The organism is Bacteroides fluxus YIT 12057, from assembly GCF_000195635.1.
In the GTDB taxonomy this organism is placed as follows: domain Bacteria; phylum Bacteroidota; class Bacteroidia; order Bacteroidales; family Bacteroidaceae; genus Bacteroides; species Bacteroides fluxus.
In genome coordinates, this window is record NZ_GL882687.1 from 59,677 (window position 1) to 85,345 (window position 25,669).

Here is a 25,669-nt window from a genome sequence, read left to right on the forward strand (position 1 = left end):
AGAATAGGTATTTTACAAAAATACGTTTTTTTACCCGGATTTGTTTCATTTATTTGACTTTTTTAGGAAATGGCAGAACCTTGCCACCCCCTTGCGGATGGATTCAAGCCCGAAGTCTTCCGGGCGGACTTCCTCCAGAGGCACGAAGAATACATCGGCTGCGTCGTCCATTGCCTTGAAGTGCCGGGTATCGGCCACTGTACAGCGGAAAAACAGGTCGAGTGTGTGTACGGGAAAACCGGAATAGATATAAATGTTAGGCAACGAGAACAAGTATTCCGTCTTGGTCACTTCCATGCCGGTTTCTTCTTTTACTTCACGGCTGACTCCTTCTGCTCCGGTCTCGGCCATGTCAATGAAGCCTCCGGGAAGGTCAAGCGTGCCTTTTGCAGGCTCTTTGGCGCGACGGCATACCAGAAGTTCGTTCCGTTCATTCAGAATCAGCGCCACCGTGGCGGCTGAAGGGTTAAAATAATAGACAAAACCGCAATCGGCACATTGCTTGGACTTGTCATTGTGAATCTCGAAACGGGCGGAGCCGCATTTCGGGCAGTATTTGAATTGGGAAAGAGGATGTTCCATAATTACAAGGCTTTAGTCTTTGACGGAAGTGGGGACAGCATAGCCTGTCTTTGCCTCCGGGGCAAAGGTAATGCAATTTGAGCGCATTGCAATAATATTTGGTAGGAATCGTGGAAACCTTTATATTTGAACGTTTTTTAGTAAACATGAAGAGTTGGAGAAGAAGAATATGATAAAGACTGCTTTCATAGGGCTGGGGTATCGTGGGAAGCAACTGCTGAAGTTGTTGCAATGTCTTCCCGCTTTCCGGATAGTGGCATTCGCCGATCCCGGGGTGGAGGATTCCGGAATACCCGGTGTCTTGTGTTATAACCGGAGCGAAGACGATTATCTGGATATGCTTGACCGGCATGCACCGGACCTGGTGTTTGTGGCCTCTCCCTGGCAGTATCATGTACAGCATGCTTTGCAGTGTGTTGAAAGAGGGTGCCATGTCGCTTTGGAAATAAAAGGGGGGCTTTATGTAGATGAATACTTGCCTTTGATGGAATCGGCGGACCGGCACGGTTGCCGGGTATTTCCTTTGGAAAACACGCTTTTCATGCGCGAGAATCTTGCAGTCTCTAATATTGTGAATGCCGGTCTGTTGGGAGAGATCGTCTATATGCGTGGGGGGTACCGGCATGATTTGCGTCATCTGTTGCTGGATGACGCGGGAAATATCGGCAACCGGGAGAAAACGGAAAGCGTGTGGCGCGGCAGATTCTATCAGGAGGAGAACGGTGACCTTTATCCTACGCATGGCTTGGCACCTCTTTGCATGATTGCCGGCATCAACCGGAAAGACCGGGTCAAATGCCTGACCTCCTTTGCTTCCAAACCGGCCGGAATATTGCAGCGCATAAGGGACCTGGGAGGGAATACGGACGTAAAGATACGGACGGGAGATGTTGTCGTCACTCAGTTGGAAACGGAAAAGGGTATTCTCATCACGCTGACCCACGATACTACTTTGCCGCGTCCGCGCAGCCTGGACTTTGAAGTACAGGGGACGAAAGGCATCTGGCAGGGAGACAGGCGGTTGATCTATATAGAAGGCAGCAGCCCTGATGAGACTTGGGAGGCGGATGCGGCCTATATAGACCGTTATGAACATATCTATTGGCATCGATGGGGCAAGGAGGCCTTGGTGGCGGACACGCATCATCAAGGTATGGACTATATCATGCTGAAGGCTCTGGAGGCTGATTTGAAGGATGAGATTCCTTATCCGGCAACTCTCGGGGATTTGGCGTTGTGGACTTCCGTCACACCCCGATCCATACAGTCCATTGCGGAGGGAAAGACGGTGGGGCTGTAAGCACCCCCGTTGCTTGACGGGATTGCCCCGTTCGTGAGAATGACCGTATTTATAATCTAAAATAAACTAACTTATAATCTAATCATGAAGAAAGCATTATTTTTTATCTTGGCTTTGTTCTCCGGACTCATGGCTCCGGCACAAAACAACTTGGCTGCATTGATTCCTTATCCAAACGGTGTGAAACTACTTGACGGGACTTTCCGTATATCCGAAAAAGAAACGGTATCATCCGTGCCTGCCGAACTGCTGTTTGCGGCAGAAGCGTTGCAGGACGTTTTTAAGCAACGGTTCGGCCTCAAGCCTGAACGGGCGGAGAAAGGCAGAATCCGCTTGATGCTTAATGACCGGCTGGAAGGGAGGGAACGATACAGGCTTACCGTTGACGGCAAAGGCATATCCATAGAAGGAAGTACGCCGGCGGGGGTGTTGTATGGTGTCATGACTCTTGACCAGCTTCTGTTGGGTGATGCCGTGAATACCGGACAAAGAAAAATACAGGCAGTGCATATAGATGATGCGCCCGCCTATCCGGTTCGTGCGTTGATGCTTGATCCGGCACGCCATTTTCTGCCTGTGCAGGATGTAAAGGATTATATTGATGAAATGGCACGCTTCAAGTACAACAGGCTGCAACTGCATCTGACCGATGACCAGGGGTGGCGCATTGAAATAAAGAGCCGTCCGGAGCTGACCGGGATTGGAGCTTTCCGCAACGCAAAGGCGCAGACGCCAAGTCCGGACAATGGATTTTATACGCAGGAGGAGCTTCGGGAACTGATAGCTTATGCCGCCTTGCGCAATGTGGAGATTGTGCCGGAAATAGATGTTCCGGGACATACCGCCGCCATGTTGACGGCATATCCCGAACTGCGCTGTGATTTTCTGAAAGATTCTGTCTTCGTGCTTGGCCGGACGGACAATGTGATGCTTTCGGCCGCCAACCCCAAGGTGTATGAGGTGCTTGATGATGTTATCCGTGAGGTGGCGGACATATTTCCTTCAAAGACCATTCATTTGGGAGGTGACGAGTCGGCTATTGAACGCAATTGGGCAAAAAGTTCTGAAAACCTTGCACTGATGCGCCGGGAAGGCTATACGAAGCCGGAGCAACTGATGGAATTCTTCTTTACGAAGGTGTTGGCCATGACAAAAAAATACGGCCTGCACACTATCCTGTGGTGTGAGCTGGATAATGTGCGTCTGCCGGCCAACCATTATCTCCTGAATTATCCGCAGGACGTTACTCTGGTGTCATGGCGTTACGGGCTTACGCCCAAGTGTATTGAGCTGACGGGTAAGTCGGGCAATGCATTGCTTCTTGCTCCCGGCGAATATGCTTATCTGGATTATCCGCAGTTCAAAAACGACCTGCCCGAATTCAACAACTGGGGGATGCCCGTCACTCCACTCCGGCAGACATATACCTTTGATCCTACCTATAAGCTTGCGCCCGCTGACCGGAAGCATATCATTGGGGTGATGGGAACGCTTTGGGGAGAAGCCATCAGAGACATCAACCGGGCAAGTTACATGACTTACCCGCGCGGGCTGGCATTGGCGGAAGCGGGGTGGACCCGGATGGAGTATCGGGGCTGGAAGTCGTTCAAGGACAGGATTTATCCTAATCTGGCGGAACTGATGAAGCGGGGAGTGTCTTTCCGCGTGCCTTTTGAGATTCTTGAGGATGAATGAGCCGGTCGCTCCTGTTGCCTGCGAATGACGCGTATTTAGGGTATTTTCAAACAAGACAGTACGATGAGGAACTTTGCCGCTATTGATTTTGAGACAGCCAACGAACAGCGCTGCAGCGTGTGCAGCGTTGGCGTAGTGATAGTAAAAGAGGGAGAGATAACAGACAGTTACTACAGTCTGATCCGTCCCGAACCGGAATACTATACTTACTGGACGACCCGCGTGCATGGCTTGACGTTGGCGGATACGGCGGGTGCTCCTGTTTTTCCCGATGTATGGAGGGAGATTGCTCCCCGTATTGAAGGTTTGCCCTTGGTTGCGCACAACAAGGCTTTCGACGAGAGTTGTTTGAAAGCCGTTTTCCGCACTTACAGCATGGATTATCCGGATTATGATTTCTACTGCACATTGCAGGCATCGCGGCGTGTTATCAAAGGATTGCCCGATTACCAGCTTCATACTGTAGCTGCTTGTTGTGGCTATAAGCTGGAACGGCACCATAATGCGCTTGCGGATGCCGAGGCTTGTGCCTGGATAGCAAAGGCTGTGTTTTTTACCGCCAATGAATAGTTTTCACCGATTTGTTTATACCTTTGTCTGAGTAAAAACAATAAATGAAAAATGTATGAGTGTAAAAAGGACTTTCCTATTTCTGGCCTGTGCCGGAGTCTTGTTTGCCGGTTGTGGCAATGCCGGCGGGAAAAAAGAGGATACTGCCGCTGAAAAAACGGCTATAGTGGGCGATGACAGGGACGGGCATGGTTGCATAGCCTCTGCCGGATATACATGGAGCGAGGTGCAGAAAGACTGTATCCGTCTGTGGGAAAAAGGAGTCCGCATGGATGCGGTGGATGATGCGGAGAGGAGCCTGTTTTTAGTTTTCAGTCCCGATTCCGCACAGGTGGAATTGTTCTTCTCGGAAGAGGAGGTTCCCAATGAGATTCTTGACCGCCGCGGCTTGCCTTCCGGCGGATATGCTTGGAATGTAGAGGACGATGATACGAAAAACGTACGCTTTGAGAACGGTAAATGGACCGTCTGCCAACGGGGAAAATTGATTTACCGGCAAACGGACGATACTCCGGATAAATAAAGATAATATATGGAAGATTTAAAGGCCTTGACAGAATCGGTCTGCCGCATAGCCCGCGAGGCAGGGCATTTCTTGAAAGAGGAACGAAAAGGTTTCCGCCGTGAAGCGGTACAAGAGAAGCATGCGCATGACTATGTTTCCTATGTTGATAAGGAGTCGGAAAAAAGGATAGTAGCGGCACTCAGGGCTTTGTTGCCTGAAGCGGGGTTCATCACAGAGGAAGGTTCTGCCCTGTATCACGACGAGCCTTATTGCTGGGTGGTGGATCCTTTGGACGGAACTACCAATTATATACATGACAACGCTCCCTATTGTGTCAGCATTGCATTGCGCAGCAAGCAGGCTCTTCTGTTGGGGGTGGTTTACGAGCCGTCCCGTGATGAATGTTTCTATGCTTGGCGGCACGGAGGCGCTTACATGAACGGAGAACGGCTGCGGGTCTCTTCCGTGCCATGTGCCGAAGAGGCTTTCGTGGTCATTGAACTGCCTTATAACTCCGGACAATATGCCCGTACCGGAGAACATCTGATACACGAACTTTATGGCCGGGTGGCAGGTATCCGTATGAATGGTTCGGCCGCGCTTGCCATGTGTTATGTGGCCGCCGGTCGTTTTGATGCCTGGCTGGAGGCTTTCATCGGCAAGTGGGACTTTTCGGCTGCGGCGCTTATGGTGCAAGAGGCAGGCGGCAGGGTTACGGACTTCCGGGGAAATAATGAATTTCTGGAAGGACATCACATTATTGCTACCAACGGTCCGTTGCATCCCTTGTTCCTGGGGCTGGTGGAAGGGGCGCCGGTCTGACAGGATATGGAAAGCAGAGTTAAAACCTGGCTCCTGTCATTCGTCCACCTCTTTTTTCCGCGCCTTTGCGCTGTGTGTGGCGCCTCCTTGCAAGAAGGGGAGGAAGGTATCTGCATAAAATGCAATATAGGCATGCCCCGGACTAATTACCATCTTCGCAAAGATAATCCGGTGGAGCGTCTGTTTTGGGGAAAGATGCCTCTGGAACGCGCCACTGCCTATTTCTTTTATCATAAGGGGAGCGATTTTCGTAATATCCTCTACTTGCTGAAATATGGCGGAAGAAAGGATTTGGGAGAGGTAATGGGACGTTTTATGGCTGCCGAACTGCTGCCCGCAGGCTTTTTCCGGGACATTGACCGGATTGTGCCGGTTCCCTTGCATCCCCGCAAGCAGAAACTGCGTGGCTATAACCAAAGTGAGTGCATTGTACGTGGAATATCTGCTGTGACTGGTATTCCCACAGACACTTCTTCCGTAGTCCGCGTGAAACATACCGATACGCAGACCCGTAAATCCGTTTATGAACGATGGGAAAATGTGGATGGCATTTTCGAGGTCCGTCATCCTGAACTTTTCAAAGGAAAGCATATTCTTATCGTGGATGATGTATTGACCACAGGTTCCACTACCACTGCCTGTGCCGATGTGTTCAAGGGGGTGGAAGGCATCCGCATCAGCATTCTGACATTGGCCGTGGCAAATTCGTAAAACAAAAAAGGTTCGCCGGAATGACGAACCTTTTTGCTCTTCCTCTTGGACTTGAACCAAGGACCCTCTGATTAACAGTCAGATGCTCTAACCGACTGAGCTAAGGAAGAATTTGCACTCAAGTTTTTCGCTCTTCCTCTTGGACTTGAACCAAGGACCCTCTGATTAACAGTCAGATGCTCTAACCGACTGAGCTAAGGAAGAATGTTGTTTTTTCTCAAATGCGCTGCAAAAGTAATAGGATATTTTGAAATATGCAATATCTTTGCAAAAAAAATATCGAAAATGGATAAAATAATAGGATTAGGCAACGCTTTGGTCGATGTGCTGGTAACCCTTGAGAGTGATGATATACTGAATGAAATGCAACTTCCCAAGGGAAGCATGACCCTTATAGACGAAGATAAACTGCAGAAAATCAACGCTTGTTTCAGTCAAATGAAAACACATTTGGCTAACGGGGGCTCCGCAGGGAACGCTATCCGGGGCATGGCATGCCTGGGAGCAGGCACAGGATTTATCGGGAAAGTAAATAATGACTTTTATGGGAATTTTTTTCGCGACAGTTTGCTGGAACGGGGAACGGAAGCCAAATTATTGCTTTCTGCCACTTTGCCGTCCGGCGTGGCGTCCACTTTCATTTCTCCCGATGGAGAGAGGACATTCGGCACTTATTTAGGAGCGGCGGCTACGTTGAAGGCGGAAGACCTTTCGTTGGAGATGTTCAAAGGCTATGCCTATCTGTTTATCGAAGGTTACTTGGTGCAAGACCATGATATGATTCTGCGTGCCATTGAGCTGGCTAAAGAAGCCGGGTTACAGATTTGTCTGGACATGGCAAGCTATAATATTGTGGAAGAAGAGCTTGATTTCTTCTCGCTGCTGATCAATAAATATGTGGATATCGTATTTGCCAATGAGGAAGAGGCCAAAGCCTTTACAGGCAAAGAACCGGAAGAAGCTTTGGATATTATAGCAAAAATGTGTAGTATTGCCATTGTAAAATTGGGTGCCCGCGGCTCTATTATCCGTAAAGGGACCGAAGAGATACGTGTAGAGGCTGTTCCGGTAGAAAAGGTGGTAGATACTACGGGGGCCGGTGATTATTTTGCTGCCGGTTTCCTGTATGGCCTTACTTGCGGCTATTCGTTGGAAAAGTGCGCCAGGATAGGTTCTCTCCTTTCCGGGGATGTAATTCAGGTAATCGGAGCGGAACTGCCGGAAGTACAGTGGGAAAAGATAAAGAAAGAAATTAGTGAGTTGTAAGACTATAATATTGATTAAGATGAAGAGATTTTTTAAGATGCGCTGGATAGCCGCTTTGCTGGTTGTAGTGGGTGCTGCCTGCTTTTTGAGTTTCAAGAGTGGTGACAGCCGCAGTTTTCAGGTGGCCAAGAATCTGGATATATTCAATTCGATCGTGAAGGAATTGGATATGTTCTATGTAGATACGATTGACCCGAACAAGACTATTCGTGAAGGAATTGACGCTATGCTTTATTCACTTGATCCTTATACGAATTATTTTCCCGAGGAGGATCAGAGTGAACTGGAGCAGATGCTGAAGAATTCTTATGGCGGTATCGGTTCCGTAATAACCTGGAATACGAAGTTGAAACGTTCCATGATTGCCGAACCCTATGAAAATATGCCTGCTGCCAATGTAGGACTGAAAGTCGGTGATATACTGATGGAAATTGACGGGAAGGATCTTGCCGGAAAAAACAACCAGGAGGTCAGCGAACTGCTTCGCGGACAAGTGGGAACCAGCTTTAAGCTGAAGGTACAGCGCCCGGGTACGGAGAAACCGTTGGAATTCGATATTGTCCGCCGTTCCATCCAGTTGCCTTTGATTCCCTATTACACGGTGCTGGATAAGAATATAGGCTACATTAATCTTAGCTCTTTCTCCGGTAATCCTTCCAAGGAATTCAAACAGGCATTTCTGGATTTGAAAAAGAAAGGCATCACTTCTTTGGTGATAGATCTGCGCAACAATGGCGGCGGTTTGCTGGACGAGGCTGTAGAGATTGCGAATTATTTTCTTCCTCGCGGCAAGACGCTTGTGACCACGAAAGGGAAAGTGAAGCAGGCGAGCAATTCATACAAGACTCTGCGCGAGCCGTTGGATCTGGAAATTCCTTTGGCGGTGTTGGTGAACAGCAGTTCGGCGTCGGCTGCGGAAATTCTGGCAGGTGCATTGCAGGATTACGACCGGGCAGTCATTGTAGGTAACCGTACTTTTGGCAAGGGCCTGGTGCAGACTACCCGTCCGTTGCCTTACGGGAGTACCATGAAAATTACGACTTCCAAGTACTATATTCCCAGCGGACGTTGCGTGCAAGCCATTGACTACAAGCATCGCAATGAGGATGGCAGCGTAGGGCGTATTCCCGATAGCCTGACCACGGTATTCCATACGGCAGCCGGTCGTGAGGTGCGTGACGGAGGTGGAGTGACTCCGGATATTGTCGTGAAGCAGGAGAAGTTACCCAATATATTGTTCTATCTGGTGAATGATAACCTGATATTTGATTATGCTACTCAATATTGCCTGAAACATCCTACCATTCCTGCTCCGGACAAATTTGAAATAACAGATGCCGATTATGCTGATTTCAAGGCTCTGGTAAAGAAGGCTGATTTCAAATATGACCAGCAAACGGAAAAAATACTGAAGAACCTGAAGGAGATGGCGGAATTTGAAGGCTACCTCACCGAGGCTTCAGAGGAGTTTAAGGCGCTGGAAAAGAAGTTGACTCATAACCTTGAACGTGACCTCGACCATTTCTCCAAGGAGATAAAGACCATGATTGCGGTGGAAATCATCAAGCGTTATTATTATCAGCGTGGAAGCATCATCGAACAGCTGAAGGATGATGATGATCTGAAGGAGGCGGAGAAGATTCTGACTGATCCGGTGAAGTACAAGGAAATGTTGAGTGTTCCGGCTGCGGTGAAGAAAGGAGGTAAGTAAGCGCTGTTGCTTATCTTACAATCCGTGGTATTGTCCGGATAGATGGAGGTGTGTCAAAATAAAGATTTAGAACACAAATTACACAAATTACGCAACCCCTGCTTTTTAATGACTACTGATAATCAACGATTATCAGATTCGCTTTTTTGCGTAATTTGTGTAATTTGCGTTCTTTTATCAGTTTTGACACACCTCCATCTCGGTATAGTCACCGTTTTTCCTTATCAGTTCAATCAGTTTTTCTACCGCTTCTTCTTCGGGAATGTTTTTCTCTATACATTCTTTCTTTTTATACAGGCTGATTTTGCCGCGTCCGGCACCTACATAACCATAGTCGGCATCCGCCATCTCTCCCGGTCCGTTTACGATACAGCCCATGATGCCGATTTTCAATCCTTTCAGATGACCGGTTGCCGCCTTGATGCGGGCAATGGTGCTTTCCAAGTCGTAGAGCGTACGTCCGCAACCCGGGCAGGAGATGTATTCCGTTTTGCTGGTGCGCACCCGCCCGGCTTGCAGGATGCCGAAGGCAGTGGTGTCCAAAAGAACGGGGTCGATGCTGCCTTGGTTATATAGTAAAAGGCCGTCGCAAAGACCGTCGAAGATGAGTGCTCCCATATCGGCTGCTGCTTTGATTTGCAGGTTTTCCGTTTCATCCTCTGAATAATGTTCGAAGAATACCACAGGATTATCCAATCCTTCTTTCATCATCTGATGCACCAGGGCACGCTGTTCTCCCAAGCGGTTGGGATGGATACTCTGCGATACCAGTACAATCTCGGGATGAAGTTTCAGACAGGCGATGGCTTCATCGTTCAGTCCCATATAGGTGATGAAGAGGAATTTCAGGCTGCTGGGACAAGTACTGATAAAGGGAAGCTGGTCACTCTTGAAGGAGGGCCATATCCCGGTCATGTCGGCTCCGGAAATCGCCTCGCTCAGCCAAATGTCAGAGTCGACGATGTATTGCGTGTCCTCCCGGAGTTGCTCGGGCAGCGAACGGCCTGTATAGACATAGTCGGGTACAAATTGTGGATTGAATTCCATATTGCCGTCCAGACGTACACTGATGACTACAGGCAGGTTCTCTCCGCCGATATTATGCACGGCAGTTGTCTTGCGACGCGTGGGAGACAGGTAGTTGAATTCCGGAACATCCGCACCCGGAATATAGGGATGATTCTGCCTCTGCACGATGTAGTCCACGAGTTTGCGTGCTACGGGAATCTCTGCTTCGGGGGCTTCGCTCAAAGAAACACGGATGGTGTCACCCAGGCCGTCGGCCAGCAGGGCACCGATGCCCAATGCCGATTTGATACGTCCGTCTTCACCGTCTCCGGCCTCCGTAACGCCGAGGTGCAACGGGAAGTACATGTTTTCCTGTTCCATGACGGCAGCCAGCAAGCGTACGGTCTTTACCATTACCACTGTGTTGGAGGCCTTGATGGAAATTACGACATCCTTGAAATCTTGTTCCACACAGATGCGAAGGAATTCCATGCATGATTCTACCATGCCTTCCGGAGTGTCGCCATAGCGGGACATGATGCGGTCGGACAAGGAACCGTGGTTTACACCGATACGGATAGCCGTATGATTGGCCTTACAGATATCGAGGAAAGGAATGAAACGATCGCGTATCTTCTGTAGTTCCTGCGCATATTCTTCGTCCGTATAGTCCAAGTGCTTGAAAGTACGCGCGGCATCCACATAATTTCCCGGATTGATGCGTACCTTTTCCACATAGAGCGCTGCTACGTCGGCCACTTTGGGATTGAAGTGGATATCGGCAACAAGCGGCACCATATAGCCGTCCCGGCGGAGGGAGGCATTGATGTTCATCAGGTTTTCTGCTTCCTTGATGCCCTGCGCCGTGAGGCGCACATATTCACCTCCCGCATCTACAATGCGCTTTGCCTGGGCTACACAGGCTTCCGTGTCCTGTGTAGCCGTATTGGTCATACTTTGTATGCGGATAGGATTGGAGCCGCCCATAGGGGTGGCTCCAATGTTTACTTCTGATGTTTCCCGGCGGGAATAGTTGAATAAATCCACAATATAAATGAAGAATTTACATTATTAATTAGTCTTATACTCGTATTTCACCTCTTTCAGATCTTCATTTGCCTTGACGATTTTCTTTTTTAAACCCTCTTTGTAAGCAGCAAAAGTTCCGGCCAGAGATTCATCGCTTAGCGCCAGCATCTGTACGGCGAGAATGGCAGCATTCATGGCGCCATTGATGGCAACTGTAGCCACCGGTATGCCCGGAGGCATCTGGATGATTGAATAAAGTGCATCTACCCCGTCAAGTACGGATCCTTTTATCGGTACACCAATGACAGGCAGGGTTGTGTTGGCGGCAATTACGCCGGGCAGGGCGGCAGCCATGCCGGCAGCGGCAATAATCACTTTAATGCCGCGTTTGCGGGCATTTTTCGCAAACTCTTCTACGGCCTCCGGCGTGCGGTGAGCGGAAAGAGCATTTATTTCAAACGGTACATGTAAATCATTGAGTAACTGCGCGGCCTTCTCCATTACCGGAAGATCCGAGGTGCTACCCATGATGATGCTAACTATTGGAGACATAATATTTAATTAAAGCCTCACCGTTCCCTTGCTTCCCTTCTTGTTTCAAGGAGAGAGGAGCAAGAGGACGGTGAGGGCGGTTTTCCTAATTTATTCGTTGATCAGCGCCTTGTATGCTTCCGCATCCAGCAGGCTGTCGAAATCGGCGTCGGCGGCAGGTTTAACCTTGATGAGCCAGCCTTCGCCGTACGGGTCTTTGTTTACTAGTTCCGGTTGGTCGGCAAGCGCCTCGTTCTGTTCCAGCACTTCACCGGCAACGGGCAAGAAAAGGTCAGAGATGGTCTTTACCACTTCGATGGTACCGAACACTTCGTCGGCAGCCAAGGTTTCACCTTCTGTCTGGATATCTACGAATACGATATCGCCCAGCTGTTCCTGTGCATAATCGGTAATGCCTACATAAGCTACGTCACCTTCCAGGCGAATCCATTCATGTTCTTTCGTGTACTTTACATTGGTTGGAAAATTCATAATTGTTAGTTTTAAGGGGTTAATACTATTTGATTGTTTATAATTCACTGTTTAAAAGAGGAAGATACGGAACAGTATATTGCTCAGTGGATGGAGTACCAACAGGGAGCAGACCAGACCTACCGTAAATCCTCCCATCACTTCACCCAACGTATGGTGTTGCAGGATGATGCGGGCGGTACCCAATACACCTGCCACCAAAATAAAAAGGCACAACCACCATACCGGATTATAGCTGAACAAGGCACTGAAAGCGACCAGGCCTCCTATTACGGATCCTGCTCCTGCCATGTGTTCGCTGAGCTTCCACTTCAAATTGACGATAATGCAGATGACCATCACTACCAGTGCGGCAAGTATGATGCCGGTCATATACCAAGGTATGTTCAGCCGGTGCATCATAAGCAGGCAGAAGATATAGGACGTGATTGTCAGGATAAAGGGGATGTACCTCCGTTTCCTCTCTCTCAGATCCTCCGGGCTGAAGCCATTGATCTTACGGAAAATGAAGATAGTCAATGTGGGCATCATAATCGTGAAACAGTACACCACTCCCAGCACAATCAGCTTGTATTGTATGGGCATGATGCGCAGGTACGAAAACACAAACAGAACCAGGAACGCCAGGAAAGGGATGGAAAACGGCGTGAATATGGCCGAAATGACTTTCGCTGTCCGGATTAAGGTCTTGTCTGCTATTATATGCTCTTCCACCATCTGATTATTTACTATTATATTATTCTACAGTCTTTGTTGATACCCTGTTGCCTACTTTCTGAGCCTTGCAACGGGGATGTTCATCTGCTGGCGGTATTTGGCTACCGTGCGGCGGGCTATCGGATATCCTTTCTCTTTCAGCATTTCGGTCAGCTCGTCATCAGTCAGCGGTTTCTTCTTGTCCTCGTTGTCGATGCATTCTTTCAGTATTTTGCGGATTTCGCGTACGGACATCTCTTCACCGTCTTCAGTAATGTAACCGTCGTTGAAGAAGTATTTCAGCGGATAAATGCCGTAGTTGGTCTGTACATATTTGCTGTTGCTTACGCGGGAGATGGTCGATATGTCCAGCCCTGTGCGTTCGGCAACGTCTTTCAGAATCATGGGACGCAGCAAAGACTCGTCCCCCTCAAGAAAGAAAGGACGTTGCAGGTCGATGATAGCCTGCATGGTGGTCATCAGAGTATTCTGACGCTGTTTCACGGCATCGATAAATCCTTGTGCAGCATCCATCTTTTGTTTGAGGAACATCATGGCCTCTTTGGACTCCTTGGATTGGTTGGCCTTGTTTTTGGTATGTTCCTCCACCATTTCGGTGAAATCGCGGCTCATACGCAGTTCGGGAACATTGCGGTTGTTCAGTGTCAGGTTGATGGTACCGTCATCATATGTATCTACTATGAAGTCGGGAACTATCTGCTGCATATTTTTGCCGATGGCCTCCCCTAAAGATGCGCCCGGACGGGGATTCAGCCTGCATATTTCCTTGATGGCCTGTTGCAGGGTCTCTTCGCTGATATCTATTTTTTGCATTATCTTGTCCCAGTGCTTGCGGGTGAATTCCTCGTAGCATTGGGAGAGAATGTCCTCTTCTATGTAATATTGCGGAGGTGAAAACATGGGGCGCTGCCTCTCCTTGCGCCGGATCTGTATGAGCAGGCATTCCTGAAGGCTGCGGGCCCCCAATCCGGCAGGATCAAAATCCTGGATAATCTTCAACGCGTCCTCCAGTTCCTCCGGAGTAGCCTCGATACCGGCATAAATGGCAAGTTCGTCACTGATGCTGTCCAGAGATTTGCGCAACAGTCCGTCATCGTCTAATGAACCGATGAGGTATTCGGCCAGTTCACGCTGATGTTCGGTGAGGTCACGTTCCCTCAGCTGTTCTTTCAAGGTCTCGTAGAAAGAGGTGGTGTCTGAGAAGGGAATCTCTTCGGCCCGTTCACCTTTGCTGCGGTTGTTTTCCTGTAGTTTATAGTCGGGGATGTCGTCTTCTGTAAGGTAATCGCCCAGAGAATCGTAATCGGTACTCCCGCTGTCTTCCGGACCGTTGTCTGTATCGGGGGTATCGGAATATTCATCGTTGGAAGATTCCTCCTTCCCCTCTTCCAGTGCCGGGTTTTCAAGAAGCTCGGCATGTATGCGGTCCTCAAGCTCCACAGCGGGAAGTTCCAGTAGTTTGACTACCAGAATCTGTTGCGGTGACAGCGTTTGTATCTGTTGCTGCGCCTGCGTCTGTATCTGTCGGGAACCTTGTGCCATAATTTTAGTATCTAATTCTTCGGCAAAGATAGCACAAACCGGATGCATAGGAAATGAACTTGTTTATTTTTTATGCCGGAGTGTAACTTATCTTCACTTTATCGGCAAAAATAGTGAATAGTTCGGGAATGCGAAATCTTCTCTTGTTATATTTAACAAGAAAGCGGACGCCCGGTTGATTTTTTACATTATCTTTGTACAGAATCAATAAAAAAACGAAGCGTCATGTTTGCTAAAGAAACGTATGTACAGCGCAGAGCCCTGCTGAAAAAAAACATAGGCTCAGGAGTGTTATTATTTTTAGGTAACGACGAACAGGGATTGAATTACGAAGACAATACATTCCGTTATCGTCAGGATTCCACTTTCCTTTATTATTTCGGTTTATCATTTGCCGGTTTGTCGGCCATTATCGACATTGATGAGGATAAGGAGATTATCTTCGGTGATGAATTGACCATCGACCATATTGTCTGGATGGGTACCCAGCCCACTCTGAAAGAGAAGAGCGAGCGGGTGGGCATTTCGGAGACCCGCCCTTCTGCCGATATAACCGGTTACCTGCACAAAGCTGTGCAGAAAGGCCAGGCTGTACACTATCTTCCTCCTTACCGTGCCGAGCACAAGCTGAAGCTGATGGACTGGCTGGGTATTCCCGCTTCGCGCCAGGAAGCTTCCATCCCGTTTATCCGTGCGGTGGTGGCACAGCGCAATTATAAGTCGGCGGAAGAAATTGTTGAGATAGAAAAGGCTTGCGACGTGACCGCCGATATGCACATCACGGCCATGAAAGTGATTCGTCCGGGTATGTACGAATATGAAGTGGTGGCGGAAATGAACCGTGTGGCCCAGGCCAACAACTGTGACCTTTCTTTTGCAACGATTGCTACGGTGAACGGCCAGACGCTGCACAACCATTATCATGGCAACAAGGTAAAGCCGGGGGACTTGTTCCTGATTGATGCCGGTGCCGAACTTCCTTCGGGCTATTGCGGGGATATGTCCTCCACTGTCCCTGCCGACCAAACTTTCACTTCCCGTCAGCGTGCCGTTTATGAAATCCAGAACGCCATGCATCTGGCGTCGGTGAAAGCGCTTCGCCCGGGCATTCCTTATATGGAGGTATATGATCTTTCTGCCCGCGTCATGGTAGAAGGCTTGAAAGAATTAGGGCTGATGAAGGGCAGTGCCGAAGATGCCGTACGCGAAGGCGCACATGCGTTGTTCTATCCTCACGGACTGGGTCACATGATGGGGCTGGATGTGCACGATATGGAAAATTTCGGCGAACTCTGGGTCGGTTATAACGGCCAGCCTAAGAGTACACAGTTCGGCCGCAAGAGCCAACGCCTCGCCATTCCTCTGGAACCGGGTTTTGTGCACACCGTTGAACCGGGCATTTACTTCATCCCCGAACTGATAGACCTTTGGAAAGGCGAAAAGAAATTTGCGGACTTCATCAATTACGATAAGGTGGAAGAATACCGTGATTTCGGCGGTATCCGCAATGAGGAAGATTACCTGATTACCGAGGACGGGGCACGCCGCTTGGGCAAGAAGATTCCTCTGACACCGGAAGAGGTAGAGGCGCTGCGCTGATAAACCTCAAGACATATAATGATAAAGCCTGCCGCATCTTATGTGAGGATGTGGCAGGCTTTATTGCATTTATCTGTTCGATATATTCTTGTCTTTTAATCAGGTTTTGTGGAAAGTTCATAGGATGAAAAGTTTTAATTATACTTCAAACTTTTGCAAATATACCGAAAAGTTTTAATTATACTTCAAACATATTTCTTCCACAGATACCTCAGTGGGCTAATCAGCCTCCCGGTTACACTCCGTTCGTCTGTCATTACCTCTGCCGTTCCGGATAGTTCCCCTTTGAATTCCAACGTTTTGCCGTACGAAGTGCGCAAGTCCTGTGGAAGTTTCACGGTGACGGTATAAGCGCTTTCATCGTCCGCCAGCAGGGAGACGGAGACAACCTCTCCGGTGAGGAAGCCGAATTCCATGTACGGGTATCCTGTCACGCTGATGTTTACCCGTTGTCCGGGCATCACCTTACCCGAACCGCTGACGGGCAGTTTTATCTTTCCGATGATGTCTCCCGTTTCTTCCGCCACAACGGAGAAGACTTTGTCGCCGTTGCTGACGTTCTGGTTCTTTTGCCAGATGTGGTTGTAGGAGAGTATTCCGCTTGCCGGACTGACGAAGAGATACGTCAGTTCCCAGTTGTTTACGCTGACTTTCAGCTCATTGTAGGCGGCATTCAGTGCGATGCCCAGGCTGTTGGCTTCACGTGCCCGTTCCATTTGTATCTCTATGATGTTCTGTTGTAGCTGCGCTTCCTGTATCCGGGCGGAAGACAGGGAGGTCATGAGCTGTTCCCGCCCCTGCTGCTTATTCAGGAAGGCCTGTTTGGCTTCCTCGTATTCCGATTGTGCGGTAAGTCCTTTGTCAAAGAGCAGTTTTTCCCGGTTGTGTACGGTGGCTGCTATTCCGAGTTGTTCCTTATCGAGGTCTGACTGTTTGTTCAGATGCCTGATGTAGTTGCGGTATTCCTGTAGCTCTTTGCGCGTGGCTTCCATCTTTTGCTCATAGAGGTCCAGAGAGAGGAAGTTCCGATAGTCGATGAGGCTTTTTAGGAAAGAGGCATAGGTGTTCTGTATGCTTCCCAAAGTCCGCATTTCAGAAATCCGTGCATTCATGATGCTGCTGTCCGCCATGCTGAAGGCTGCCAGATCCTGTTTCAGCAGTAGCACATCTTCGGTCTCCGCCGGGTTCTCCAGCACGGCAATGATGCTTCCTGTCCATACGGAGTCACGGTCTTTGTGGAACACTTCCTTTATCTTTCCGCTTCCCCGTGCCACTATCCATACGGGCGGATGTTCGGTAGTGATTGTGATGGGAGCACTTATCACATCGGGATATTTAAAGAAGCAGCCACCGATGAAGAACAATGCCAGTACCGTGAAGAACACCGTGATGCCCCATCGTACCAGTGCGTGTGGGGGACGTGTCAGTATCTCCTGCACTTCCTCGCACCTCAATTCTATATTCTTCTTATCCTTTTCCTCCATAATTTCCGGCTCTTGATTCTCAACTCTCAAAGTTCCAACTGATTTTTCACCAGCCTGTAGTATCTTCCTTCCTTTGCGGTCAGTTCCTCATGCGTTCCGGTTTCCGCTATCCGTCCCTGTTCTATTACTACAATCCGGTCGGCATTCCTTACGGTGCTGAGTCTGTGCGCCACTACTACAGATGTCCTTCCTTTGAAGAAGCGTTGCAGGTTCTCCATGATGACACGCTCGTTATTGGCGTCCAGCGCATTGGTGGCTTCGTCAAAGAAGATAAACTCCGGATTCTTATATACGGCACGGGCGATGAGGATGCGTTGTTTCTGCCCTTGGCTCAACCCATGTCCTTCTTGCCCTATTTTGGTGTTATATCCTAATGGAAGCTCCTCGATAAATCCGTGTACGTTCGCCACCTCCGCCGCACGTTGCAGTCGTTCCTTGTCTATGCGCTCCACTCCGGGCGCTATATTGCCCGCTATGCTGTCCGAGAAGATGAATCCGTCCTGCATTACCACTCCGCATTTCTTTCTCCATTCCCGTATGCTGTAACTGCCCAACGGTGTGTCTCCCAGCAATATCTGTCCGCTTGCGGGCGGATAAAATCCCAGCAATAGCTTCACCAGTGTAGTCTTGCCGCTTCCGCTCATACCCACGATGGCGGTTTGTCCGCCCGCTTTTATGTCCAGGCAGATGTTGTCCAAGGTGGGTGTTTCGCTCAACGGGTCATATTTGAAGCTGAGGTTCTCTATCCGTAAATCCTTTCCGGTGGGAATCTCCCTTATCGGTTCGTCGGCAGGGTTTTCCTCGTCGGGCTTGTCACGCACTTCGCTGAGTCGGTTCATGCTGAGGCGTGCGTCCTGCATGTCACGGGCAAAGATGATGAGGTCGTTTATCGGACTGTTCAGTTGCCCGATGATATATTGCACGGACAGCATCATGCCCAGCGTCATTTCTCCCTGTACCACGAGCGAGGCGACCAATCCGGTAATCACGATATTCTTGGTCTGGTTGATAAATACCGCTCCCGAATCTTGGTATTGTCTCAAGGCAAGGCTCTTGATGTTGACTTTGAACAGGCGTGCCTGTATGCGCTCCCATTCCCAGCGCTTCTGCCGTTCGCAGGCGCTCAGCTTTATTTCCTGCATGCCGTTCACGAGCTGTACCACGGTGCTCTGGTTGGCGCTTTGCTGGGCAAACCGCTTGTGGTCCAGTTCGGCACGCTTCTTCATAAAGAGCCAGACGTATGCCACGTAGAGGGCGCTTCCTCCCATGAAGATGAGGAAAATCATGCCGCTGTAAAGCAGCAGCACGATGCCGAACACCACGAGGTTGAACATGGAGAACACCACGCTGAGGCTGCTTCCGGTGAGGAAGTTCTGGATACGGGTATGGTCGTTGATGCGTTGCAGGATATCTCCCGTCATCTTGGTGTCGAAGTAGCCCATGGGCAGTTTCATCAGCTTGATGAGGAAGTCGGAGATGAGGGCGATGTTGATGCGTGTGCCCAGATGCAGCAAGATCCATCCTCGGATGAATTCCACGGCACTGCTGCTGAAAGTCAGCATCAGTTGGGCGATGAGCACAAGGTATATGAAGCCGAGGTTCTGGTTGTTGATACCGAAGTCCACGATGCTCTGCGTGAGGAAAGGCAACATGAGCTGGATCATACTGCCTAGCAATAATCCCAATAGAAGTTGTCCTGTCAGTTGCTTGTAGGGGCGCAGATAGGAATAAAGAAAGCTGAATCCCTTTCGGCTCACTGCCTGGCTTTCTTCTTCCCTGGTGTAAAATTCGGGTGTCGGTTCCAACAGTAGCGCCACTCCCGTTTCTTCCCCTTCTTTCTTGGCGCTGAGCCAACACCGGCAGAATTCTTCACGTGTGTATTTCAGTTTGCCCGCTCCGGGATCAGCCACCCATACATGCTTGTTGTCCAGCTTGTAAACCACGACAAAGTGCTGCTGGTTCCAGTGTACGATGCAAGGCAAGGGGGCTTCCTGTAGCATCTCGTAGCTCACCTGCACGCAGATGCTTCGCAAGCCAAGCCTCTCTGCCGCCTCGCTGATACCTAACATGGAGACACCTTCGCGGGTGATGAATGATTTTTCCCTCAACCCTTCCAATGAATAGTGTTTGCCATAGAAAGCGGACACCATGCGCAGGCAGGTGGGGCCGCAATCCATTGCGTCATGCTGGGAGTAGTGAGGGAAGGGTTTCATTTAATTAACTATATAAATAGTCTATATCTTTAATGTTGTACATTTGTACGTTGATAAAAGTTGGTTTTAGACTTTATTTAAAGCTGAAGTCCAAAACGGCCTTGGTTCGCGAAATCAATATCTTTATGCCAATACATGTCTGTTTATGGTAATCTATAGTTGCAGATAGGATTAGGCATAGATATTCACCAAATCCTTTCTTTATTTAGTAATATCACTTTATAATCTTCTCCAATGCCTCTTTAAGTTGAGGATACCTGCTCGGACGTGGCAGGTCGTTATTAAGTATCTTTCCTTCCGGTCCAATTAGTATATATCTTGGAATCTCAACTTTTTTTTCTTTATATATTTCCTTTTTGATGTTTTCCTGCAAAGCAGAAGTTGCCCTCAGATGAAAACCTTTCAGTTTATAATAGTTGATGCAGTTTCTCCATGCTTTCTCCTGCTTTACGCCATCAATGGAAATGTATACTGCAACTATATTGCTATAGGTATCCAGCAATTTCTCCAATTTGCTTTTGTGTCTGAACTCTGCTCTGCACGGCATGCACCAACTTGCCCACAAATCAATGAACAAGTATTTTCCTTGTAGTTCTTGTAGGTTGCTGAGTTGAGACAAGGAATCTATCGGTTCATTGAAAAAATATGAATTGTCTGGAGTTTCATTGCTTGAATTAGTTTCTTCCTGAACTCTTTGGTTGATAATGGCTGCATATTCACTCTTGGGGAACTTTTCGTTGAAGAACTTTTTCAGTTTGCTTAAGTTCATTTCTCCAGTATTGTATTTTAATTGCACTAAACACGCATGCCCTAGTAGAGATGGCTGCATTTCTGTTGGTGCAAATAGATACTTCGTGTATGGACCGCACATGTCTGAATCGTATTCTTCGGGACATTTTTTGTTCCCATAGTAGTGACCGAAGTATTTCCATACATAAGAATTGGAAGGATACTTAAGCAATTCATAAGAAATGGGTAACTGTTCATAGATACTATCAATCATTACTTGTATTTTAATACTGTCTTTTACGGTTAAGGAGTTGTTTTTCTGCTTTGCAGACAGCACATAATCAAAAAATGGGATAATTCCGTAATTGATGTACATATATATTTCTTTTTCAAGAACTTCGGAAAACTTCTTTTGAGCGTCTGTATGTTGTGGAAGCTTTCGTATCCATTTGTAGTGGGACGGAATATTTAATGTATCATTTATTGTCGGTAAGATGGTATTCAATTCTCTTTTATTTTCAACGTATTCGATGAATATATTTTGTATTTTCAGATAATTCTCTAAATCGGGAAACTTCTCGAAGTTGTCATAATAATATTGCAATCCAATATTGTTGCTTCCTTGAAAGCTCAGACCTTGTTCATTTAAACATATTTGTATTGAGTCATTGGGAAATAGTAGCAGATTACACTGGCGTTCATATTGTGGGAATTGGCATAATATGTAAGTATAGGAAGAAACGTTTGTTTTGAAATGGGCGTTTTTTTCATGGGATACAATAAATCTTTCAGTTGGTATCTTGTTGTTGTACCCTCCGTCTATAGGCTTGTAAACAAATATCTCACAATCCTTATCGGTAATGAAAGTTACATTCGCTTCTTGAGCGAATGCTTGTGTCAAAGATATGATTAAGAACAGAATGCAATATTGTATTTTCATAATTCATGGCTATATTATAGAAGACTGAATTGAAGTCCAGATGTTATCAATTCAGTCTTCTACTAACAATCATTACTTGACAGGTGTACATGCCCATCCTGCTGTTCCACATTCACGTCCTGCTGTTCTTTCCAAGTCTTCATAGGTAGTACCTTTTACCTGAAAGACAGTTGTACTTCCTCCACAATGGCAATTCTGAGTTACTCCACCCTTGAGTTCGTTCATTTTGCTCTTGGATATTTGAAATTTGATAAATTCTTTTTTCATATATAAAATATTGTGTCCCATAGGAACGTTATACATTATGTTATACTTTAAGCTTTTACACATTTAAAACCATTGTCTCCACACCATTGATCTGCGTCATCTCCAACATCAACCATGGTGTCACCGGCGAGAATGAATATTTCATTGCTATTTGAGCATTTGCAAGCTGCAACTACTCCTCCACGAAGTTCATTCATAGCTTCTTTGGGAACTTGGAATTTTAAAAATTCTTCTTTCATACAATATAAGATTTTAATTAATAAAATCACTCGTTCAGGAGTTTCCTGAACAGACCGTTTTGCGCAAAACAATATCTTTATGTCAATACATATCTTAAATTTGAGAATGAATACACTTTCGGTACATAGTGCCTGTTGATAATGGCAGACGGTGTCTGGTTTATATTTTGTTTCCAGCAGTACATTACTTGCTTTCTCATCATTTCTTCGGCGGCATCCGTTGTTGGGTATTTATCGGCTTCTTTAATTTCATGTTTTTCAAACCATTCTTCCAGGAGTTGCATTGCTTTGTCCCACCCTTCTTGAAGGTATGCCGTGAGGATTGTCCTACTAACAGCTTTACCTACCTCATCGCTGAAAATCAGGACGAGTGACATTGGAATGTTTGCAGAAAGTTCTTTAATGTATGGATGCACCTTCGCACAGTTCCTACAGTTCGGATTCGTCACAATCAACAGGCGTTTGCCTTCTTGCAGTGTATTGTTTATTGCAATGTCGGTAATCGGAATATCTTCTTTTATTTGTGGTTCCAATTCTAAAAGATTATGGAATACGGTTGGTTTTAATAAGTTGGAAAGACGCTCTTCAAGCAGATGTTTTTCTTTATATTCAATTCTATGGTTATTGAAGGCAACTCTCAACATCAGGCTGATAATACCAATGACAGTAAATGTATATATAGTGTACAATGAGGTGCTGAAGATAAATTCATCTTTCAGCCAATAAAGTTCGATAGCAATGCTCCAAATGGTGATGTTCACCAACATGCAGAGCATACAACCTTTACGGATAATGAAACTTTGATAGATGATGGAATAAACTGTGAAGCACAAGGCTATTGCACTGCAAATGACCGACAGCGCATAAAAATGGGCAGGGCAAATGATACATAAAAGAAATAATACCGCGAAATAGAGTAAAGAGAGTTCTCCCAATCCTGCACCGGCGATTGTTGCACCTTTGGAATGGAGAACTTCATTACAATCCACGGCTTCGCCTATGTGGCAGAAACGTTCCAGAAATCTTTCGTTGAATTGTTCCTTATAAATAATGGCAGTAGAAATGATTATGCCTATACTTAATGTGATTAAATAGGTGATTAGTGCAGGAGTATGTTCTTTGGGGAGTATGGTTGCAAAACCTAATGCCAAGGCAAGTAGTATGGTTGCGATGCTTTTATACTTCCAGAGATGGTAACCTATGTTTCTCCCTAGATAAAGAGAATCAGAAGGGGTCTCTTCCGTAGCCTCTCCAAGCAGTACAGTTCCCGTCCATTTTTCCAGAAAACTCTCCACTCCGATACGCTTTGAATTCTCGAATTCCACGATGGAATCGTCCTTTTTGGTCACTACATGGAATGGATTTTCGTCCACTTGCAGCATGGTGATGAAAGGAACTTCCACTTGTGCGAAGTAGTCGGATGACGGTGGCAGTTGATACACCTCGTTCTTTATGTGCAGCGCATCCAATGCATCGCTGATACCCCGCATGCTACTGCCCACGGGTGTATCAAGCAGACGATACACGGTGCTTCGGCTCACTTTTACGGACAAAGACCGTAAATAGCGGTAAAGAACGATACTGGTGTTGTCAACTGCTGTCATGAGTAAATTTCTTTTGTATTAGAGTTATTATAGAGAGAAGCTACCTTGCATGCAAGTACTATCCATCTCTATCTCAATGAAATAAATTCCAGCGTTTTCGCCGTTAAGATCTATATTGAGAGTAACGGGATTGCTAGATGTTTCAGAATAGACGGTTTCACCGGTAGTTTCGTTGGTGACAATAACATTGACGACGGCAATGTTTTCATTGAAGCTCACATTTACTACATTATTATAAAGGTAAGCATCGACTACCGGCACATATATGCTACGAACTATAGGTCCTCCATCTTTTTTAATAGGTGGGTCATCAGAAACTGTTTGCTGGAGAACAATCTTTATACAATCATTCACTTTCTCCGCATGTACTGCTATATTGCCAAGGGAGAAAATTGTCAGCAGGATAAGTAATAGTCTTTTCATCTTCATACGTTTTTATTTGTTACTGATGTCACAAATATAAACGCATTTTAGCTTATGGATATGTATAAAACATGTATAAAATACATGTATAACAGCATTTATGCATGTATAAATAGCTAAATTGTCTTAGTATATCGCTCTTTTAATACCTTTTGTAGAGAAGTTGAACCATGAGGGAACCCCATCTGCTTCTCAACAATTCGATTTGCTTTTTTGTGGATTGTGTCTCGTTTGCAGTCCAACAAACATCCGAAATAACTGACTGGCAAATCTGTCAGGTATAGGCAGCAAAGGTAAATCTCTTCTTGTGACAGGGTGTAATCTGCACATAGTCTTAAGGTTATATGGTTCCAACGTCGGTCTGTCTCGGCAATCAGTTGCAACCAGTCCTCCTTTTCCATGTGTAACTCTGAACCTTCACGGACTTTGTAGTCTTGGATGATTTGCTTCATCTTGGCTTCTACATCCGAATATTTTTGTGCGCTTGTCAAGAGCAGTTCTCGTTCGTAGTTCAGAAGTTTCAGCTCATTACGCAATTGTTTTTTCTGTGCTGCATCATAATGTAGTTGTTCTAACTCTCTTTCTAAAAATGCGATTCTGCTTTCTTTTTGCCGCTGTTTTTCTTCAAGTTTGGCATTTTGTTGTTGCATTGCAGCTTGTATCTCTTTCAGCCTGTTTTTTTCTTCTTGCAAACGCGCAGTCCTTCTCCGGCTCCTTTTCAGCATGACTAAAATGAAGAATGCCGTTGCTACAACAGACAGTAGAAAGCCATTATATTTACTAATGACCGAATTGTGCTTCTTTTGTTGATGGACTATTTGAGTGTTTTTTTCGGCCGCAATCACGGAATAGGCTTGTTTGTTACGGTTGTTCCGCAAACTATCCATATAGATGGAGCCGGTTTGCTCCAAGTCCAATGATGCTTTAAAGTTTCCGGAAACTTCTGCTATATCTGATAATCGCTTGTAAACTCCTGCTTTTATGGCATAACTCTTATCAGGAAGGGCTTTATATAGATAGAAAGTTGCAGAGTCATATTGCAGGTTTTTGTAATAGGCATTCCCCAATATATAAAAAGCATTGTAGCAGCAAACCGTATCATTCTGTAGGTCAAAGTTTTGCTTGGCAAATTCTACAGCCTTCTCCCCATCCCCTATTCTGTAGTACAACGTGCTTAGTGCAGATAGTATGGTTCTGTTCAGAGTTTTGTTGTTTATCATTTTAGCCATATACTGTGCTTTCAGCATCAATTTCTCAGCTTTCGGATAGAATGGCTTCCCTTTTTCCATCTGAATCATTCCCTGCTGTAACAAAGCTTCTATTTGGAGCAATGAATCTCCCAATAAGATAGCTATCTGTTCCGCTTCCCGATATATGGAGTCGGCTTGCTCGTTCAAGTCTTGCGCATAATACAAGTAACCTATATTATTGCAGATATGGCTTTGAAAACTGACGTCTTTAATTTCTTTTGCTAAAGTGTTGGCTGTAAAAAAACAGGAAATAGCTTCCTCTGTTCTCTTCATATCTCTGTAAACACATCCGCAATAATAGTAGCTACGAGCTTGCAAATTAGTATTGTTAGTCTGGTTATAATAAGCTATAGCAGAACAAATCAGCGAATCATCCGTCTGTATCACATAATTCTTGTCCCGTGCCTGGGTCAGCAGCAGGGCATAGTAGGCACGGTCTG

General features: G+C 46.7%; 23 protein-coding genes and 2 tRNA genes. 9 read left to right on the top strand and 16 right to left on the bottom strand.

Annotation, left to right across the window (positions count from 1 at the left end; genetic code table 11):
- Positions 1 to 45: 45 nt before the first annotated feature.
- Positions 46 to 582, bottom strand: coding sequence for an NUDIX hydrolase (locus tag HMPREF9446_RS13215; RefSeq protein ID WP_009126196.1), 537 nt, complete (start codon positions 580 to 582; stop codon positions 46 to 48).
- 169 nt (positions 583 to 751) lie between these two features.
- On the opposite strand from HMPREF9446_RS13215, the gene HMPREF9446_RS13220 reads away from it, so the two are divergent.
- The 6 genes from HMPREF9446_RS13220 (at position 752) to HMPREF9446_RS13245 (ending at position 6,185) form a co-directional block, all read left to right on the top strand.
- Entirely contained in the window at positions 752 to 1,882 is a 1,131-nt protein-coding gene (locus HMPREF9446_RS13220) for a Gfo/Idh/MocA family protein (RefSeq protein ID WP_009126197.1), read from the top strand.
- Between the two features lie 84 nt (positions 1,883 to 1,966).
- Positions 1,967 to 3,577 carry a beta-N-acetylhexosaminidase gene (locus HMPREF9446_RS13225; protein ID WP_009126198.1) on the top strand — a complete coding sequence of 537 codons (1,611 nt, stop codon included), beginning with the start codon at positions 1,967 to 1,969 and terminating at the stop codon, positions 3,575 to 3,577.
- Positions 3,578 to 3,640: 63 nt separating this feature from the next.
- Positions 3,641 to 4,147: a 3'-5' exonuclease gene (locus HMPREF9446_RS13230; RefSeq protein ID WP_009126199.1), complete on the top strand. Its 507-nt coding sequence runs from the start codon at positions 3,641 to 3,643 to the stop codon at positions 4,145 to 4,147.
- Between the two features lie 55 nt (positions 4,148 to 4,202).
- Positions 4,203 to 4,670, top strand: a complete 468-nt coding sequence (locus HMPREF9446_RS13235) for a hypothetical protein (RefSeq protein ID WP_009126200.1) — start codon at positions 4,203 to 4,205, stop codon at positions 4,668 to 4,670.
- A gap of 9 nt (positions 4,671 to 4,679) precedes the next feature.
- Positions 4,680 to 5,474 carry an inositol monophosphatase family protein gene (locus HMPREF9446_RS13240; protein WP_009126201.1) on the top strand — a complete coding sequence of 265 codons (795 nt, stop codon included), beginning with the start codon at positions 4,680 to 4,682 and terminating at the stop codon, positions 5,472 to 5,474.
- Positions 5,475 to 5,480: 6 nt separating this feature from the next.
- Positions 5,481 to 6,185 (top strand): ComF family protein, encoded by a 705-nt coding sequence (locus HMPREF9446_RS13245; protein WP_039969557.1) that lies wholly within the window; start codon positions 5,481 to 5,483, stop codon positions 6,183 to 6,185.
- A 36-nt stretch (positions 6,186 to 6,221) separates the two neighbouring features.
- Here the strand turns inward: HMPREF9446_RS13245 and HMPREF9446_RS13250 are convergent.
- Together HMPREF9446_RS13250 and HMPREF9446_RS13255 are read right to left on the bottom strand one after the other, a co-directional pair.
- A tRNA-Asn gene (locus tag HMPREF9446_RS13250) sits at positions 6,222 to 6,295 on the bottom strand.
- A 20-nt stretch (positions 6,296 to 6,315) separates the two neighbouring features.
- A tRNA-Asn gene (locus HMPREF9446_RS13255) sits at positions 6,316 to 6,389 on the bottom strand.
- A gap of 81 nt (positions 6,390 to 6,470) precedes the next feature.
- On the opposite strand from HMPREF9446_RS13255, the gene HMPREF9446_RS13260 reads away from it, so the two are divergent.
- Positions 6,471 to 7,451 carry an adenosine kinase gene (locus tag HMPREF9446_RS13260; RefSeq protein ID WP_039969559.1) on the top strand — a complete coding sequence of 327 codons (981 nt, stop codon included), beginning with the start codon at positions 6,471 to 6,473 and terminating at the stop codon, positions 7,449 to 7,451.
- 19 nt (positions 7,452 to 7,470) lie between these two features.
- Positions 7,471 to 9,162: a S41 family peptidase gene (locus tag HMPREF9446_RS13265; protein WP_009126204.1), complete on the top strand. Its 1,692-nt coding sequence runs from the start codon at positions 7,471 to 7,473 to the stop codon at positions 9,160 to 9,162.
- A gap of 177 nt (positions 9,163 to 9,339) precedes the next feature.
- On the opposite strand, the gene HMPREF9446_RS13270 is transcribed toward HMPREF9446_RS13265, so the two are convergent.
- The 5 genes from HMPREF9446_RS13270 to rpoN form a co-directional block, all read right to left on the bottom strand.
- On the bottom strand, positions 9,340 to 11,217 hold the full coding sequence (locus tag HMPREF9446_RS13270) for a 4-hydroxy-3-methylbut-2-en-1-yl diphosphate synthase (RefSeq protein WP_087943580.1): 1,878 nt from the start codon (positions 11,215 to 11,217) through the stop codon (positions 9,340 to 9,342).
- A 24-nt stretch (positions 11,218 to 11,241) separates the two neighbouring features.
- Positions 11,242 to 11,751 (bottom strand): 5-(carboxyamino)imidazole ribonucleotide mutase, encoded by a 510-nt coding sequence (gene purE / locus HMPREF9446_RS13275; RefSeq protein WP_009126206.1) that lies wholly within the window; start codon positions 11,749 to 11,751, stop codon positions 11,242 to 11,244.
- 90 nt (positions 11,752 to 11,841) lie between these two features.
- On the bottom strand, positions 11,842 to 12,222 hold the full coding sequence (gene gcvH, locus HMPREF9446_RS13280) for a glycine cleavage system protein GcvH (protein ID WP_009126207.1): 381 nt from the start codon (positions 12,220 to 12,222) through the stop codon (positions 11,842 to 11,844).
- A 51-nt stretch (positions 12,223 to 12,273) separates the two neighbouring features.
- On the bottom strand, positions 12,274 to 12,939 hold the full coding sequence (locus HMPREF9446_RS13285) for a membrane protein (RefSeq protein ID WP_009126208.1): 666 nt from the start codon (positions 12,937 to 12,939) through the stop codon (positions 12,274 to 12,276).
- A gap of 51 nt (positions 12,940 to 12,990) precedes the next feature.
- On the bottom strand, positions 12,991 to 14,481 hold the full coding sequence (rpoN, locus tag HMPREF9446_RS13290) for an RNA polymerase factor sigma-54 (RefSeq protein WP_039969583.1): 1,491 nt from the start codon (positions 14,479 to 14,481) through the stop codon (positions 12,991 to 12,993).
- Positions 14,482 to 14,706: 225 nt separating this feature from the next.
- Between rpoN and HMPREF9446_RS13295 the strand changes: the two genes are divergently transcribed.
- Positions 14,707 to 16,080: an aminopeptidase P family protein gene (locus tag HMPREF9446_RS13295; RefSeq protein ID WP_009126211.1), complete on the top strand. Its 1,374-nt coding sequence runs from the start codon at positions 14,707 to 14,709 to the stop codon at positions 16,078 to 16,080.
- 185 nt (positions 16,081 to 16,265) lie between these two features.
- Here the strand turns inward: HMPREF9446_RS13295 and HMPREF9446_RS13300 are convergent, their stop codons facing one another.
- From HMPREF9446_RS13300 to HMPREF9446_RS13335, 8 genes are all read right to left on the bottom strand, one after another.
- Positions 16,266 to 17,564: an HlyD family secretion protein gene (locus HMPREF9446_RS13300; protein WP_039969585.1), complete on the bottom strand. Its 1,299-nt coding sequence runs from the start codon at positions 17,562 to 17,564 to the stop codon at positions 16,266 to 16,268.
- Between the two features lie 26 nt (positions 17,565 to 17,590).
- Positions 17,591 to 19,777 (bottom strand): peptidase domain-containing ABC transporter, encoded by a 2,187-nt coding sequence (locus HMPREF9446_RS13305; RefSeq protein WP_039969563.1) that lies wholly within the window; start codon positions 19,775 to 19,777, stop codon positions 17,591 to 17,593.
- A 214-nt stretch (positions 19,778 to 19,991) separates the two neighbouring features.
- Complete coding sequence (locus tag HMPREF9446_RS13310) at positions 19,992 to 21,446, bottom strand: thioredoxin-like domain-containing protein (protein ID WP_009126214.1); 1,455 nt, start codon at positions 21,444 to 21,446, stop codon at positions 19,992 to 19,994.
- A gap of 72 nt (positions 21,447 to 21,518) precedes the next feature.
- Positions 21,519 to 21,671, bottom strand: coding sequence for a hypothetical protein (locus tag HMPREF9446_RS13315; RefSeq protein ID WP_157243331.1), 153 nt, complete (start codon positions 21,669 to 21,671; stop codon positions 21,519 to 21,521).
- An 89-nt stretch (positions 21,672 to 21,760) separates the two neighbouring features.
- Positions 21,761 to 21,952 carry a hypothetical protein gene (locus HMPREF9446_RS13320; RefSeq protein ID WP_009126216.1) on the bottom strand — a complete coding sequence of 64 codons (192 nt, stop codon included), beginning with the start codon at positions 21,950 to 21,952 and terminating at the stop codon, positions 21,761 to 21,763.
- Between the two features lie 77 nt (positions 21,953 to 22,029).
- Positions 22,030 to 23,556, bottom strand: a complete 1,527-nt coding sequence (locus HMPREF9446_RS13325; RefSeq protein WP_039969569.1) for a vitamin K epoxide reductase family protein — start codon at positions 23,554 to 23,556, stop codon at positions 22,030 to 22,032.
- Positions 23,557 to 23,583: 27 nt separating this feature from the next.
- Positions 23,584 to 23,979, bottom strand: coding sequence for a DUF3244 domain-containing protein (locus HMPREF9446_RS13330; RefSeq protein WP_039969587.1), 396 nt, complete (start codon positions 23,977 to 23,979; stop codon positions 23,584 to 23,586).
- Between the two features lie 116 nt (positions 23,980 to 24,095).
- Positions 24,096 to 25,669 (bottom strand): tetratricopeptide repeat protein (locus tag HMPREF9446_RS13335; RefSeq protein WP_009126219.1); only part of this gene is annotated, 1,574 nt, incomplete at its 5' end.

What these genes read in the sequence shown, in the direction of transcription:
- HMPREF9446_RS13215 (WP_009126196.1), bottom strand. Translation starts at nt 582, where the DNA reads ATGGAACATCCTCTTTCCCAATTCAAATACTGCCCGAAATGCGGCTCC.
- HMPREF9446_RS13220 (WP_009126197.1), top strand. Translation starts at nt 752, where the DNA reads ATGATAAAGACTGCTTTCATAGGGCTGGGGTATCGTGGGAAGCAACTG.
- HMPREF9446_RS13225 (WP_009126198.1), top strand. Translation starts at nt 1,967, where the DNA reads ATGAAGAAAGCATTATTTTTTATCTTGGCTTTGTTCTCCGGACTCATG.
- HMPREF9446_RS13230 (WP_009126199.1), top strand. Translation starts at nt 3,641, where the DNA reads ATGAGGAACTTTGCCGCTATTGATTTTGAGACAGCCAACGAACAGCGC.
- HMPREF9446_RS13235 (WP_009126200.1), top strand. Translation starts at nt 4,203, where the DNA reads ATGAGTGTAAAAAGGACTTTCCTATTTCTGGCCTGTGCCGGAGTCTTG.
- HMPREF9446_RS13240 (WP_009126201.1), top strand. Translation starts at nt 4,680, where the DNA reads ATGGAAGATTTAAAGGCCTTGACAGAATCGGTCTGCCGCATAGCCCGC.
- HMPREF9446_RS13245 (WP_039969557.1), top strand. Translation starts at nt 5,481, where the DNA reads ATGGAAAGCAGAGTTAAAACCTGGCTCCTGTCATTCGTCCACCTCTTT.
- HMPREF9446_RS13260 (WP_039969559.1), top strand. Translation starts at nt 6,471, where the DNA reads ATGGATAAAATAATAGGATTAGGCAACGCTTTGGTCGATGTGCTGGTA.
- HMPREF9446_RS13265 (WP_009126204.1), top strand. Translation starts at nt 7,471, where the DNA reads ATGAAGAGATTTTTTAAGATGCGCTGGATAGCCGCTTTGCTGGTTGTA.
- purE (WP_009126206.1), bottom strand. Translation starts at nt 11,751, where the DNA reads ATGTCTCCAATAGTTAGCATCATCATGGGTAGCACCTCGGATCTTCCG.
- gcvH (WP_009126207.1), bottom strand. Translation starts at nt 12,222, where the DNA reads ATGAATTTTCCAACCAATGTAAAGTACACGAAAGAACATGAATGGATT.
- HMPREF9446_RS13285 (WP_009126208.1), bottom strand. Translation starts at nt 12,939, where the DNA reads ATGGTGGAAGAGCATATAATAGCAGACAAGACCTTAATCCGGACAGCG.
- rpoN (WP_039969583.1), bottom strand. Translation starts at nt 14,481, where the DNA reads ATGGCACAAGGTTCCCGACAGATACAGACGCAGGCGCAGCAACAGATA.
- HMPREF9446_RS13295 (WP_009126211.1), top strand. Translation starts at nt 14,707, where the DNA reads ATGTTTGCTAAAGAAACGTATGTACAGCGCAGAGCCCTGCTGAAAAAA.
- HMPREF9446_RS13300 (WP_039969585.1), bottom strand. Translation starts at nt 17,564, where the DNA reads ATGGAGGAAAAGGATAAGAAGAATATAGAATTGAGGTGCGAGGAAGTG.
- HMPREF9446_RS13305 (WP_039969563.1), bottom strand. Translation starts at nt 19,777, where the DNA reads ATGAAACCCTTCCCTCACTACTCCCAGCATGACGCAATGGATTGCGGC.
- HMPREF9446_RS13310 (WP_009126214.1), bottom strand. Translation starts at nt 21,446, where the DNA reads ATGAAAATACAATATTGCATTCTGTTCTTAATCATATCTTTGACACAA.
- HMPREF9446_RS13315 (WP_157243331.1), bottom strand. Translation starts at nt 21,671, where the DNA reads ATGAACGAACTCAAGGGTGGAGTAACTCAGAATTGCCATTGTGGAGGA.
- HMPREF9446_RS13320 (WP_009126216.1), bottom strand. Translation starts at nt 21,952, where the DNA reads ATGAAAGAAGAATTTTTAAAATTCCAAGTTCCCAAAGAAGCTATGAAT.
- HMPREF9446_RS13325 (WP_039969569.1), bottom strand. Translation starts at nt 23,556, where the DNA reads ATGACAGCAGTTGACAACACCAGTATCGTTCTTTACCGCTATTTACGG.
- HMPREF9446_RS13330 (WP_039969587.1), bottom strand. Translation starts at nt 23,979, where the DNA reads ATGAAAAGACTATTACTTATCCTGCTGACAATTTTCTCCCTTGGCAAT.